Origin of the sequence: Sphingosinicella soli (assembly GCF_014199685.1) — a bacterium.
In the GTDB taxonomy this organism is placed as follows: domain Bacteria; phylum Pseudomonadota; class Alphaproteobacteria; order Sphingomonadales; family Sphingomonadaceae; genus Sphingosinicella; species Sphingosinicella soli.
This window is the reverse complement of the sequence record NZ_JACHNZ010000004.1, coordinates 103,759-115,702: the sequence shown is the minus strand read 5'-3', so window position 1 is coordinate 115,702 and position 11,944 is coordinate 103,759. Positions and strand designations below refer to the sequence as shown.

At 68.6% G+C, this 11,944-nt stretch carries 13 protein-coding genes; 5 read left to right on the top strand and 8 right to left on the bottom strand.

From position 1 onward, the window contains the following. Positions 1 to 197 precede the first annotated feature (197 nt). Positions 198 to 1,094, bottom strand: a complete 897-nt coding sequence (locus tag GGQ98_RS03175; protein WP_184064974.1) for a LysR family transcriptional regulator — start codon at positions 1,092 to 1,094, stop codon at positions 198 to 200. Between the two features lie 113 nt (positions 1,095 to 1,207). On the opposite strand from GGQ98_RS03175, the gene GGQ98_RS03170 reads away from it, so the two are divergent. The 3 genes from GGQ98_RS03170 (at position 1,208) to GGQ98_RS03160 (ending at position 4,490) form a co-directional block, all read left to right on the top strand. After that, complete coding sequence (locus tag GGQ98_RS03170) at positions 1,208 to 1,639, top strand: GlcG/HbpS family heme-binding protein (RefSeq protein ID WP_184064971.1); 432 nt, start codon at positions 1,208 to 1,210, stop codon at positions 1,637 to 1,639. 14 nt (positions 1,640 to 1,653) lie between these two features. Next, positions 1,654 to 3,768 (top strand): malate synthase G, encoded by a 2,115-nt coding sequence (locus GGQ98_RS03165; RefSeq protein ID WP_184064969.1) that lies wholly within the window; start codon positions 1,654 to 1,656, stop codon positions 3,766 to 3,768. 71 nt (positions 3,769 to 3,839) lie between these two features. Further along, positions 3,840 to 4,490 carry a carboxymuconolactone decarboxylase family protein gene (locus GGQ98_RS03160; RefSeq protein ID WP_184064966.1) on the top strand — a complete coding sequence of 217 codons (651 nt, stop codon included), beginning with the start codon at positions 3,840 to 3,842 and terminating at the stop codon, positions 4,488 to 4,490. 3 nt (positions 4,491 to 4,493) lie between these two features. On the opposite strand, the gene GGQ98_RS03155 is transcribed toward GGQ98_RS03160, so the two are convergent. The 3 genes from GGQ98_RS03155 to GGQ98_RS03145 are packed head-to-tail and all read right to left on the bottom strand — an operon-like array spanning position 4,494 to position 6,855. Continuing rightward, the gene (locus GGQ98_RS03155; RefSeq protein ID WP_184064963.1) at positions 4,494 to 5,849 is read right to left on the bottom strand and encodes an ATP-binding protein; all 1,356 of its coding nucleotides are present in this window, start codon (positions 5,847 to 5,849) and stop codon (positions 4,494 to 4,496) included. After that, positions 5,849 to 6,511 (bottom strand): response regulator transcription factor, encoded by a 663-nt coding sequence (locus tag GGQ98_RS03150; RefSeq protein ID WP_184064960.1) that lies wholly within the window; start codon positions 6,509 to 6,511, stop codon positions 5,849 to 5,851. The genes GGQ98_RS03155 and GGQ98_RS03150 overlap by 1 nt, the downstream gene beginning before the upstream one ends. Then, on the bottom strand, positions 6,511 to 6,855 hold the full coding sequence (locus tag GGQ98_RS03145; RefSeq protein ID WP_184064957.1) for a PepSY domain-containing protein: 345 nt from the start codon (positions 6,853 to 6,855) through the stop codon (positions 6,511 to 6,513). Before GGQ98_RS03145 ends, GGQ98_RS03150 begins: the two co-directional genes overlap by 1 nt. Before the next feature lie 111 nt (positions 6,856 to 6,966). Between GGQ98_RS03145 and GGQ98_RS03140 the strand changes: the two genes are divergently transcribed. After that, the gene (locus GGQ98_RS03140; RefSeq protein WP_184064953.1) at positions 6,967 to 7,221 is read left to right on the top strand and encodes a PepSY domain-containing protein; all 255 of its coding nucleotides are present in this window, start codon (positions 6,967 to 6,969) and stop codon (positions 7,219 to 7,221) included. Positions 7,222 to 7,325: 104 nt separating this feature from the next. Next, a complete protein-coding gene (locus GGQ98_RS03135) occupies positions 7,326 to 8,138 on the top strand; it encodes an enoyl-CoA hydratase-related protein (protein ID WP_184064950.1) in 813 nt (270 codons plus the stop codon). On the opposite strand, the gene GGQ98_RS03130 is transcribed toward GGQ98_RS03135, so the two are convergent. The 4 genes from GGQ98_RS03130 to GGQ98_RS03115 are packed head-to-tail and all read right to left on the bottom strand — an operon-like array spanning position 8,135 to position 11,889. Then, on the bottom strand, positions 8,135 to 8,905 hold the full coding sequence (locus GGQ98_RS03130; protein WP_184064947.1) for an enoyl-CoA hydratase: 771 nt from the start codon (positions 8,903 to 8,905) through the stop codon (positions 8,135 to 8,137). The two genes, GGQ98_RS03135 and GGQ98_RS03130, sit on opposite strands and share 4 nt — an antisense overlap. Next, complete coding sequence (gene tgt, locus GGQ98_RS03125) at positions 8,905 to 10,032, bottom strand: tRNA guanosine(34) transglycosylase Tgt (protein ID WP_184064944.1); 1,128 nt, start codon at positions 10,030 to 10,032, stop codon at positions 8,905 to 8,907. The genes GGQ98_RS03130 and tgt overlap by 1 nt, the downstream gene beginning before the upstream one ends. A 56-nt stretch (positions 10,033 to 10,088) precedes the next feature. After that, positions 10,089 to 11,114, bottom strand: coding sequence for a tRNA preQ1(34) S-adenosylmethionine ribosyltransferase-isomerase QueA (gene queA / locus GGQ98_RS03120; RefSeq protein ID WP_184064941.1), 1,026 nt, complete (start codon positions 11,112 to 11,114; stop codon positions 10,089 to 10,091). A gap of 1 nt (position 11,115) precedes the next feature. After that, positions 11,116 to 11,889: a peptidylprolyl isomerase gene (locus GGQ98_RS03115; RefSeq protein ID WP_279380210.1), complete on the bottom strand. Its 774-nt coding sequence runs from the start codon at positions 11,887 to 11,889 to the stop codon at positions 11,116 to 11,118. Between the last annotated feature and the right edge of the window lie 55 nt (positions 11,890 to 11,944).

The following is an 11,944-nucleotide window of genomic DNA, read 5'->3' as shown; positions in this document are numbered from 1 at the left end:
GGCTCCGCTTCGCAGGCCATTGCTCAACCCGCGCTCATGCGCAACAAAGCTGCCGGACTCTAATCCGTGCTGGTGGAAACCAGGGGGTCACGTCATGTGCCAGATAAATGACGGACTTGCATTAGGACTCCAATCCATCAGGCGCGCTATTATGTGTGCACATTCAGTTATAACAGCAAACCAGTCAATTGCCGTTATCACCCCTCCCAAGGCGGCACAGGCCCATAAAGCCCCTCCAGAAAATCCGTGAACGCCCGCACCGCAGGCGCGATTTCGCTGCGGCGCGGCGATACGGCGTAGATGCCGACGTCGGCCGATCCCTCGCAGTCCGGCAGGATGCGCTCCAGCCGCCCGGCGGCGAGGTCGGCGCTTACGTCCCATAGGGATCGCAGCGCGATGCCGACCCCGGCGATGCACAGCTCGCGCACGACCTCGCTCGAATTGGTGCGCACGCGGCTGGTGCCGTCGATGGAAACCGTTCTCCCGTCCCCGCCCGTCAGCCGCCACGGAAACTGGCCCGTCGCCGCAAGCAACTGATGCCGCGCGAGCGCTGCCGTGTCCTCCGGCGTGCCGCGCTGCGCGATATAGGCGGGGGCGGCGCAGAGGATGCGGCGGTTCGTCGCCAGCCGCCGCGCGCTCACGCCGCCGCCGCCCGTGGGCGTGATCCGCACGGCGACGTCGATGCGCGCCGCCATCAGGTCCGCGAACCCGTCCGAAAGGTCGAGATCGAGCGTGATGCGCGGATAATCGTCCAGAAACCGTTTCAGGTGCGGCGCGATGTGCAGCCGCCCGAACGATGTGGGCGCCGACACGCGCAGCAGCCCCGCCGGGCTGCCCGTCGTCTCCCCGCTCGCGCGCGCTTCGGCCTCCGCCACCGCCTTCAGGATCGCCAGCACGTCTGCGTGAAAGCGCGCCCCCGTTTCGGTGAGCGCGAGCCGCCGCGTCGTGCGGTTCACCAGCCCCGCGCCGAGCCGCGCCTCCAGCCGCGCCAGCCGCTTCGAAACCATCGCAGGCGACAGCCCCACCGCGCGCGCCGCCGCCGAAAGGCTGCCGCTTTCGATGATCTTCGCGAACAAAGCATAGTCTGCGTCCATCAGGCGGCATCCATCCGATTTATTCCTGTGGTGAAAAGCTGCTTTAATTTTCGTTCGTCTACCGCACGAGTTCGCGTTCGTCTATGAACGCGCTGCACCATCCCGGAGACCGTATGAGCACCATCAGCCTCGATCAGGCCAGAACGATCATCGCCGCCACGCTTGCGCACGGCAAACAGCTCGGCCTGAAGCCGCTCGGCGTCGCCGTGGTGGATGGCGGGGGCCATTTGATCGCCTTCGAACGGGAAGATTGCACCGCCACGCTGCGCGCGCACATCGCCGTCGGCAAGGCCGCAGGCGCGCTCGGGCTCGGCGTCTCCAGCCGCAGGATCGGCGAAATGGCCGCAGAGCGCCCCGGCTTCATCGCGTCGCTGGGCGCGATTGCACCTTCGGGTCTCATTCCGGCGGCGGGCGGCGTGATCGTCCTCGATGATGCAGGCCGCGCCCTCGGCGCCGTCGGCGTCACCGGCGACACGTCCGACAACGACGAGCTTTGCGCGCTCGCAGGGATCGCGGCGGCAAATCTCAAGGCGCAGGGCGCCTGACAAAGGACATGACGATGACGGATATGATCGAAAAGAACGGCCTCCGGATCGCAGCCAGCCTTGCCCGCTTCATCGAAGCGCAGGCGCTGCCCGGCACGGGCGTGGACGCCGACGCTTTCTGGGCGGGCGTGGCGGATATCTACGCCCGCTTCGCGCCCGAAAACGCCGCGCTCCTGAACACCCGCGACGATCTGCAGGCGCGCATCGACGCCTGGCACACCGCGCGCGCCGGAAAGCCGCTCGACGCCGCGCAGTATCAGGCGTTCCTGCGCGAGATCGGTTATCTGGTGCCGGAACCCGCGCCGTTCGGCGTCACCACGCAGAATGTCGATGCGGAGCTTGCGACGCTCGCCGGGCCGCAGCTTGTCGTCCCCGTGCTGAACGCGCGTTTCGTGCTCAATGCCGCCAACGCGCGCTGGGGCAGCCTCTATGATGCGCTCTACGGCACGGACGCGATTCCGGGCGCAACCAGCGCGAAGGGCTACGATCCCGCGCGCGGCGCGCAGGTGATCGCGTGGGCGAAGGCGTTCCTCGATCGCGCCGTGCCGCTTGCGCGCGGATCGTGGACGGGCTGGACGGGCGGCACCCCCGCGCTCGCCGATCCCGCGCAGCTTGTGGGCCATGCGGGGGACAACATCCTGCTGCGCCACAACGGCATTCACATCGAACTCGTCATCGATCCCGCGCACCCGATCGGCCGCGACGATCCGGCGGGCCTCGCCGATGTCGTGCTCGAATCCGCGCTCTCCACGATCGTCGACCTCGAAGACTCGGTCGCCGCCGTGGACGCGGAAGACAAGGTCGCGGCCTATGCGAACTGGCTCGGCCTGATGAAGGGCGACCTCGAAGACACGTTCGAGAAGGCCGGCAAGCCGATGACGCGCCGCCTGAACGCCGACCGCGAATACACCGCCCCCGATGGCACCGCCTTCACGCTGCCCGGCCGCAGTCTTCTGTTCGTGCGCAACGTCGGCCACCTGATGACGACGCCCGCCGTGCGGCTCTCCGATGGGTCGGAAGCCCCCGAGGGGATCCTCGACGGCATCGTCACCAGCCTCATTGGCGTTCACGACCTCAAGCGCCAGGGCCGTTTCGTGAACAGCCGCGCGGGCTCGATCTACATCGTGAAGCCCAAGATGCACGGCCCCGAAGAGGCCGCGTTCACCAACCGTCTGTTCGATGCGATCGAGGATCTGCTCGGCCTGCCGCGCCACACGATCAAGGTCGGCGTGATGGATGAAGAGCGCCGCACCTCGGCGAACCTCGCGGCGTGCATCGCGGCGGTGAAGGATCGCATCGTCTTCATCAACACCGGCTTCCTCGATCGCACCGGCGACGAGATGCACACCTCGATGCGTGCGGGCGCGATGATCCGCAAGGGCGACATGAAGACGTCGGCGTGGATCACCGCCTACGAGAACCGCAACGTGCAGATCGGCCTCGCCTGCGGGCTTTCGGGCCGCGCGCAGATCGGCAAGGGCATGTGGGCCGCGCCGGACCGGATGGCGGACATGCTGGATCAGAAGATCGGGCATCCCAAGACGGGCGCGAACACCGCGTGGGTGCCCTCGCCCACCGCCGCGACGCTGCACGCGACGCACTATCACGCTGTCGATGTGTTCGCGCGGCAGGAAGAGCGCCGCGCGGAGGGGATCGACAGTCTGGACGCGCTCCTAACCCTGCCGCTCGCCGCCGGGCACAACTGGTCGCCCGAGGAAATCCGGCAGGAGCTGGACAACAACGCGCAGGGCATTCTCGGCTACGTCGTGCGCTGGGTCGATCAGGGCGTCGGCTGCTCGAAGGTGCCGGACATTCACGACATCGGCCTGATGGAGGATCGCGCCACGCTGCGCATTTCCTCGCAGCACATGGCGAACTGGCTGCTGCACGGCGTCTGCACCGCGGCGGACATCGACGCCGCTTTCGCGCGCATGGCCGAGAAGGTGGATGCGCAGAACGCAGACGACGCGCTCTACCGTCCGCTCGCGGGGAACGAAGCGACCAGCCTCGCCTACCAGGCTGCCCGCGCGCTGGTGTTCGAAGGCGTTTCGCAGCCGAGCGGCTACACCGAGCCGCTGCTCCACGCCTTCCGCGCGAAGGTGAAGGCGGCAAATTCGTTAGTATACTAAATACCCGGTTGACACGGGCACAGGCGGTACGCACCGTCCCGGTCGTATCAGAGACGACCGGAGGAAATCCCATGCCCGTGCTCCGCCAGGTGCCTCGCGCCGAAATCAAGGACGAGGTCGTCGAGCGCTATTACACGCGCCTGTTCGGCGATCGCTGCCCCGTCGCCGAGCCCGGCACCGCGACCGGCACGCCCGGCGACTGGTGGACCGTCTATGCGCTCTCGCCCGATATCTTCCAGCACGCCGTCGACGGCTTCGCGCTCTACCGCAACCCCGCCCGCCGCATCGATCCCGTGCTGCGCGAGCTTGGCCAGACCCGCGCCGGGTGGGTGAAGCAAAGCCAGTTCGTCTTCTCCCAGCACTGCAAGTCGCTGCGCGGCCTCGGCGTCAGCGACGACAAGATCGCCGCCATCCCGCACTGGGCGGTCTCGCCCCTGTTCAACGAACAGGAGCGCGCCGTCCTCGCCTACACCGATTGCCTCTCCGGCGCGGGCGGGCGCGTTCCCGATGCCGTCTTCGACACGCTCAAGACCTTCTGGGACGACGAGCAGATTTTCGAATTCACCTACATCGCCTGCCTCTACGACATGCACGCCGTCATCACCCGCGCGCTGCGCATGGAATACGACAACCGCGCGGAGCCGATCGTCGAGGTCGAAGCGCCCGAAGGGTTCAGCGCCGCCGATTTCCTCGGCGGCCCGCCAGCCGCAACGCCAACATAATATCTAAGACGCTGCGGCGACCGGCCACGCGAGGCGAACCTCGAGCCCGCCGAGCGGGCCGGTGCCGAGCGTCAGCGTGCCGTCGGTGGCGCCTACCAGATCGCTGACGATAGCCAGCCCGAAGCCGTGGCCCGGCCCGGCCTCGTCAAGCCGCCCACCGCGCACGAGCGCCGTCGCCGCGCGCGTGTCGGCGATGCCGGGGCCGTCGTCCGCGACGGTCACGCACACCTCGCCGCTCGCGACCGCGCCGGACACGGAGACGCGCCGCCGGGCGAAGCGCGCGGCGTTTTCCATCAGCGCGCCCAGAATTTCGGCGAGGTCCGAAGCGGCGAACGGCAGCTCCATATTGTCGGGCACATCGATCTCGAACACGATGCGCTCCCCCGCCTCGGTGCGCTCGATGACGGCGGCAACGGCTTCGGCCGCCGCCAGCACGTTCGCGTGCGACGAGGCCTGAGCCTCGCGGGCGACTGCGGAGCGGGAGCGCGCAAGTTCCGCTTCCAGAGCCGCGCCCGCAGCGGCAATCGCGCGGTCGAGGCCATCGGCGGCGGCATCGGCGCCCGCCTCGCGCGCACGGCGGCTCTGCGCGGCGAGCGCGGCGAGGGGGGTCTTCAGGCCATGCGCGAGATCGGCGGCGCGGCGCCGGGCCCGGTCGACATCGCCTGCGCGGGCGTCGGCGAGAGAATTGATCGCGTTCGCCAGCGGGTCGATTTCGGCAGGATGGTCGGTCGACAGCCGCGCGCCCGGGTTGCGGCGCATCCGATCCAGTTCGACGCGGATCCGGCCGAGGGGCTGCAACCCCAGCACCACCTGTCCGTAGGCGGCGGCGGTGAGGACCAGCCACAACAGTGCGAGCGAGCCGATCATTTCCCGTCCGAATTCGCGCTGCGTATCGCTGAGCGCGCTGTCGTCGGTCGCCATCTGCACCAGAACGGCGCGGCCGCTGCGGTCGGGCTCGACCATGCGCTCGATCACGAGCAGCCCCTGCGCAAAGGGGCCGGGAACGCGGCGGGCGCGCCAATGATCGTCCGGTGCGCCGGGGACGAAGGCGAGAGACTGATCCCAGAGCGAGGGCGAATGGGCCTGCCCGTCTGCGGCGCTCACCTGCCAGTAAAGCCCGCTCGCCGGCTGAAGAAAGCGGTTGTCGGAGGGCGGCGGATCGACGAGCGGCTTGCCGCCGGCATCGAATCTCAGCGCCGCGAGCAGTTCGTGCGCCTTGTCCTCCATCGAAAGCGCTTCACGGCGCTCGATATGGCGTTCGAACAGCAGGTCGAGACCCAGGCCCGCGACACCGAGCGCAAGAAAGATCGCAGCCCCGGCGCTCGCCAGCAGCCGCAGCCGCAGCGAACGCAGCGGCATCAGCCGTCCTCCGAAAGAACGTAGCCGAAGCCGCGCCGGGTCTCCACGACGCCCTGGCCGGTCTTGCGGCGCAGCCGGGTGACGAGCGCCTCGATCGCGTTGGCGTCGCCCGCATCGGCGGTGCCGTAAAGATGCTCGGCGATATCGTGCACCGCCGCGATGCCGCCGCGCTGATGCGCCAGGAATTCAAGGAACCGGTATTCGAGCGGCGACAGGCGGATCGCGCGCGTATCGACGTGCGCGGACATGCGGCTCGTATCGAGCGTCAGGCGGCCGATACGGATCAGCGGGGAACCATGCCCGGCCGCGCGGCGCAGCAGCGCCCGCATCCGCGCCACCAGTTCTCCCATCGCGAAGGGCTTGGCGAGATAGTCGTCGGCGCCCGCGTCGATGCCCTCGACCTTCTCGGTCCATTCGCTGCGCGCGGTGAGGATCAGCACGGGGAAGTTGCGCCCCGCACTGCGCCAGCGCCTCAGAACGCTGAGGCCGTCAAGGCGCGGCAGGCCGAGATCGAGGATGACGGCGGCGTAGTTTTCCGTATCGCCTCGGAACCAGGCGTCGTCGCCCGTCACGGCGAGATCGACGAGGAAGCCCGCATCCCCGAGCGCGCGGACGAGGTCGTCGCCGACGTCGGGATCGTCCTCCACCACCAGCAGGCGCATCAATCGTCCTCGATGCCGATGAGCGCGCCCGTGCGCGCATCGAGTTCGACCTCGCGGACGCGGCCCTTTCTGGTCAGGATCTTCACCTCGTAGCTGAGCACGCCGTCGTCCTGCTCGAGTTCGATCTTCAGCACGTCGCCCGGCACGCGGGCCTGTGCGAGCGCCAGTATCTGGGGCAGCGACAGGATATCGCCGCGTTCCACGGCGGCGCGGATCGAGGTCGCCTCTGCGGCCTTGTGCTGTGCTTTCTTGTCTTTTGCGGGCGCGCCGGAGGCAAGCGCCAGCGCGCCCGTTGCGGCCAGCAGGGTCAACGAGACTGCGCGAAGGCGGGGCTTCAGGCTCATACGCATCGCCGGTGCCTAGCAGGCCGCCGCTGACGTTTCGCTGACGATCCCGGCAGGCCGCCTGTCAGCCCGCTGCGCTTACCGATACGGCGACAACGCAAGGAGATGCACATGAACCGATTCGTCCTTCCCGCCGCCATGCTCGTGGCCGCAATGCCGTTTACCGCCGCAGCCGCGCCTGCCGCAAAGCCGATATCGTTCGGCGCTGCCGAAAGGCACGCCGCGAAACAGGGCGTGCGCGCCGACGAGATCAAGATCAAGGGCTCTACGATCGAGGTGGAGGGCCGCGACAACCGCAACCGCAGGGTTGAACTGCTGCTCGACCGCCGGACCGGCGAAGTGCTCGACCGGCGCTTCGACGATTGAGCGGGCAGGGGAACCGGTCGGGCGTCTGCCCCTTTCAATTGACTGGTTCCCTTGTCGCCCGATGCCGCTAAGCATCTCCCGGAAAGTGACAGGGAGAGATGCGCATGGCCTACGAACATATCCTGCTCGACGAACAGGACGGCATCGCGACGCTCACCATCAACCGGCCCGAGGTGCTGAACGGTCTCAGCACGCATTCGGTGGGCGAGATGATCCACGCGATCGACGCGGTGCGCGACGGCGGCACCGCGCGTGTCCTGCTGCTCACAGGCGCGGGGCGCGGCTTTTCCTCGGGTGCCGATCTTTCGGGCGGGAACGCGGGCGCGGCGCCGGACAGCAGCGGTCTTCCTGCCGGTCTGGCGGATACCGGAAAGGTGCTCGAAAGCCATTTCAACCCGCTGCTCGAACGCCTGCTCGATCTGCCTTTGCCGTTCATCACCGCCGTCAACGGCCCGGCGGCGGGGGCGGGGGCATCGCTTGCGCTTGCCGGTGATATCGTCATCGCAGGGCGCTCCGCCTATTTCCTGCAGGCCTTCATCAATATCGGCCTCGTGCCCGATGTCGGCTCGACATGGCTCCTGCCGCGCCTCGCCGGCCGCGCGCGGGCGCAGGCGATGATGATGCTGGGCGAAAAGGTGCCCGCCGCGCAGGCTCTCGAATGGGGCATGATCTACAAGGTGGTCGACGATGAAGCGCTTGCGGCCGAGGCGCAGGCGCTCGCCGCGCGGCTCGCGAAGGGCCCGACGAAGGCGTATGCGCTGATCCGTCAGGGCCTGCGCCAGTGCCTCGACACGACGCTCAGCGAAGGCCTGATGGTCGAGCGCCGCAACCAGCGCCTCGCAGGGCTGACCGAGGATTTCGCGGAAGGCGTCAGCGCCTTCCTGCAAAAGCGCCCGGCGAACTTCAAGGGGCGCTAGCCCGCCTGCGTGCGGCCCCGGTCGAGAACGGCCTTTCGCCGCGCCTCGACCGCTGCGGCGCCGATCGCGCTATTGCCCGCCGCCCGCGCCGTCTCCAGCGCCATCGCCTCACCGAAGGGGAGCGCGAACCCGTCGTCGATCAGCGCCTTGAGCGCCTTCAGCGTCTCGGGATCGGCCGACAGCATATCCTCCGCAACGCGCCGCGCCGTCGGCATCAATTCGGCAGGCGCGACGACCCGGCTCACGAGGCCCCAGCGATCCGCCGTCGCGGCGTCGATGAAATTGCCGGTCAGCGACAGTTCCTTGGCACGGGCAACGCCGATCGCGCGGCTCAGACGCTGGCTCAGCCCCCAGCCGGGCATCAGGCCGACGCGCGCATGCGTATCGGCGAAGCGCGCGGTGTCCGACGCGATCAGCACGTCGCAGGCGAGCGCGAGTTCGAAGCCCCCGGTGATGGCGACCCCGTTTATCGCCGCGATCACCGGGCCTGAAAATCGTCCGATCGCGCTCACCGGGTCTTCTTTCGTGACGGCGTCGGCAAGGCTCGACGCGCCCGATCCCAGTTCCTTGAGGTCGAGCCCGGCGGTGAACGCCCGCTCGCCCGCGCCGGTCAGGATCGCAACGCGGATGTCGGGATCAGCCTCCAGCGCGTCGAACGCGCGCGCGAGGTCGCTGCGCAGCGCCGCCGAAAGCGCGTTCATCGCGTCGGGGCGGTTCATGGTGACGACGGCGTAACCCCCGCAGCGCTCGATCTCGACAATCGCCATCAGGTCTCCCTTCGGTAGCGGCTGACGAACGCGCGCGCGAACGCCTCCAGCCGCCCCTCTGCGATGGCCTGTCGCAGCCCCGCCATCAACTGCTGATAAAAAGAGAGGTTGTGCTGGGTCATCAGCATCGCGCCCAGGATTTCGCCCGAGCGGACCAGGTGGTGGATATAGGCGCGGCTCCAGGTGGCGCAGACCGGGCAGCTGCAATCCGGGTCGAGCGGGCCTGTGTCTTCCGCGAAGCGGGCGTTGCGAAGGTTGATCGGCCCGTCGTGCGTGAAGGCCTGCCCGTTGCGGCCCGATCGCGTCGGCAGCACGCAGTCGAACATGTCGACGCCGCGCTGCACCGCGCCCACGATGTCGTCGGGCTTGCCGACCCCCATCAGGTAGCGTGGCCGGTCTTCGGGCAGCAGCCCCGGCGCATAATCGAGCACCTCGAACATCTGCGCCTGCCCCTCGCCCACCGCGAGCCCGCCGATCGCGTAGCCGTCGAAGCCGATCTCCGTCAGCGCCCCAGACGACGTCCGCCGCAGATCCTCGAACATCGATCCCTGCTGGATGCCGAACAGCGCCGCGCGGCCCGCGTGCGCGTGACCGTCGAAGGCGTCCCGCGAACGCTTTGCCCAGCGCATCGACATTTCCATCGATTTCGCGGCGACGGCGTGCGGTGCGGGAAACGCGGTGCATTCGTCGAACGCCATCACGATGTCGCTGCCGAGATTGCGCTGGATCTCCATCGAGCGTTCGGGCGTCAGCAGGTGCCTTGAACCGTCGAGGTGCGAGGCGAAGCGCACGCCCTCTTCGGTCACCTTGGTGAGGTCCGAAAGGCTCATCACCTGATAGCCGCCCGAATCGGTGAGGATCGGCCGGTCCCACCCCATGAAGCGGTGCAGGCCGCCGAGGCGCGCCATGCGCTCGTCGCCGGGGCGCAGCATCAGGTGATAGGTGTTGCCCAGGATGATGTCCGCGCCCGTCGCGCGCACGTCCGTGGGTTTCATCGCTTTGACGGTCGCGGCGGTGCCGACGGGCATGAACGCGGGCGTGCGGATTTCGCCGCGCAGCATGCGGATGGTGCCCGTGCGGGCGCGGCCCTCGCGGGCATGGACGGAAAAGGAAAAGCGGTCGGTCACCGCCGCCCCATAGACCGAACACCCGCGAGAGGGAACCGGCCCGCCGCGCGAAACGGTCAGGGCAGAAGCAGGCTCGCGTCGCCGTAGGAATAGAAACGGTATTCGTTCGCGATCGCGTGTGAATATGCGCCGCGCATGGTCTCCAGTCCCGCAAGCGCGCTCACCAGCATGAACAGCGTCGAACGCGGCAGATGGAAGTTGGTCATCAGGCCCTGCACGGCGCGGAAGCGGTAGCCGGGCGTGATGAAGATGTCGGTGTCGCCGCTGAACGGCGCGATCACACCGTCCTCGCGCGCGGCGCTCTCCAGAAGGCGCAGCGACGTGGTGCCCACGGCGATGATGCGCCCGCCCGCCGCGCGCGCCGCGTTCAGCCGCGCTGCCGCTTCGGGGCTCACCTCGCCCCATTCGGCGTGCATCCGGTGGTCGCGCGTGTCGTCCACCTTCACGGGCAGGAACGTCCCCGCGCCGACGTGCAGCGTCAGCGTCTCGCGGGCGATCCCGCGCGCATCCAGCGCCGCGATCAGGTCGGGCGTGAAGTGCAGCGCGGCCGTCGGCGCGGCGACCGCGCCCTCGCGCGCCGCGAACATCGTCTGATAATCCTCGGCGTCGCGGGCGTCGGCGGGGCGCTTTCCCGCGATGTAGGGCGGCAGCGGCATGGTGCCCGCCCCGTGCAGCGCCGCTTCGAGCGGGCCTTCGCATTCGAAGCGCCACAGGATGCTGCCGTCCGCCGCCTTGTTCAGCACGGTGCCGTCCAGCCCCGCGCCGAAATCGATTCGGTCGCCGGGCTTCAGCCGCTTGGCGTTGCGCACGAAGGCGAGCCATTCATAGGGCCCCTCGCGCTTGTGCAGCGTCACGCCGATCTTCGCGTCGCCCTTGCGGCCGAAAAGCTGCGCGGGGATGACGCGCGTATCGTTGAAGACGAGCACGTCGCCGGGGGCGAGCAGCGCGGGGAGATCGCGCACGACGTGGTCGTTCAGCCCGCCCTCCCGCACAAGCAGCATCCGCGCCGCATCGCGCGGGCTCGCCGGACGAAGCGCGATCAGATCCTGCGGAAGCGCGAAATCGAAATCGTCGACGCGCAAGTCAGTTCTGCGGCGGGACCGGAGCGGGTGCCGGAGTCGCGGGAGTCGCGGCCGGGGCCGGAGTCGCAGCCTCGGCGGGCGCGGGAACCGCAGTCGGCTCCACCGCCGTTGCGGCAACCGTGGGCGGCGAGGGAGGGGGCGGCACGTTGTCGGCCCCGATCGAGGCCTTCAGGATGCGCGAGGGCGTCGCGGGCGGTTCGCCGCGCGCGATCTTGTCCACGAATTCCATGCCCGAAAACACGCGGCCCCATCCGGTGTAATTGCCGTCCATCGTCCCGGTCATCGGCATGAACATGATGAAGAACTGGCTGTTGGCGCTGTCGGGTTCCTGCGTGCGCGCCATCGAAACCGTGCCGCGCAGGTGCGGCAGCGCATTGAATTCCGCCTTGAGATCGGGAAGGTCGGAGCCGCCCTGGCCGGTGCCCTGCGGGTCTCCGGTCTGTGCCATGAACCCTTCGATCACGCGGTGGAAAATGATGCCGTCGTAGAAGCCGCGCCGAACCAGCGTCTTGATCCGTTCGATATGGCCCGGCGCCAAGTCCGGCCGCATCAGAATGGAGACGCGGCCGCCCGTCGAAAGGTCGAGATGGAGCACATTCTCGGGATCCTGAATCGTCGGCGCGGCGGTTGCGGCGACTGCTGCGCTCGCTGTCGGCGCGGTTTCGAGGGCCTTCATCGCCGCCTCCGGCGACATCTTTCCCGCTTCCTGCGCGGCAGCGGGCATCGCCGTCGCGAACGCCAGCATCGCAATCAGCGCAGTCAATACTCGTGTCATGCTGAACCCTCGATTTCCACCTTGCCGCCCGCCCTAGTCCGGAAAGGCTGCACCC

Excerpts from the sequence above, each read along its gene's own strand:
- GGQ98_RS03175 (WP_184064974.1), bottom strand. The coding sequence starts at position 1,094 with ATGGACGCAGACTATGCTTTGTTCGCGAAGATCATCGAAAGCGGCAGC.
- GGQ98_RS03170 (WP_184064971.1), top strand. The coding sequence starts at position 1,208 with ATGAGCACCATCAGCCTCGATCAGGCCAGAACGATCATCGCCGCCACG.
- GGQ98_RS03165 (WP_184064969.1), top strand. The coding sequence starts at position 1,654 with ATGACGGATATGATCGAAAAGAACGGCCTCCGGATCGCAGCCAGCCTT.
- GGQ98_RS03160 (WP_184064966.1), top strand. The coding sequence starts at position 3,840 with ATGCCCGTGCTCCGCCAGGTGCCTCGCGCCGAAATCAAGGACGAGGTC.
- GGQ98_RS03155 (WP_184064963.1), bottom strand. The coding sequence starts at position 5,849 with ATGCCGCTGCGTTCGCTGCGGCTGCGGCTGCTGGCGAGCGCCGGGGCT.
- GGQ98_RS03150 (WP_184064960.1), bottom strand. The coding sequence starts at position 6,511 with ATGCGCCTGCTGGTGGTGGAGGACGATCCCGACGTCGGCGACGACCTC.
- GGQ98_RS03145 (WP_184064957.1), bottom strand. The coding sequence starts at position 6,855 with ATGAGCCTGAAGCCCCGCCTTCGCGCAGTCTCGTTGACCCTGCTGGCC.
- GGQ98_RS03140 (WP_184064953.1), top strand. The coding sequence starts at position 6,967 with ATGAACCGATTCGTCCTTCCCGCCGCCATGCTCGTGGCCGCAATGCCG.
- GGQ98_RS03135 (WP_184064950.1), top strand. The coding sequence starts at position 7,326 with ATGGCCTACGAACATATCCTGCTCGACGAACAGGACGGCATCGCGACG.
- GGQ98_RS03130 (WP_184064947.1), bottom strand. The coding sequence starts at position 8,905 with ATGGCGATTGTCGAGATCGAGCGCTGCGGGGGTTACGCCGTCGTCACC.
- GGQ98_RS03115 (WP_279380210.1), bottom strand. The coding sequence starts at position 11,889 with ATGACACGAGTATTGACTGCGCTGATTGCGATGCTGGCGTTCGCGACG.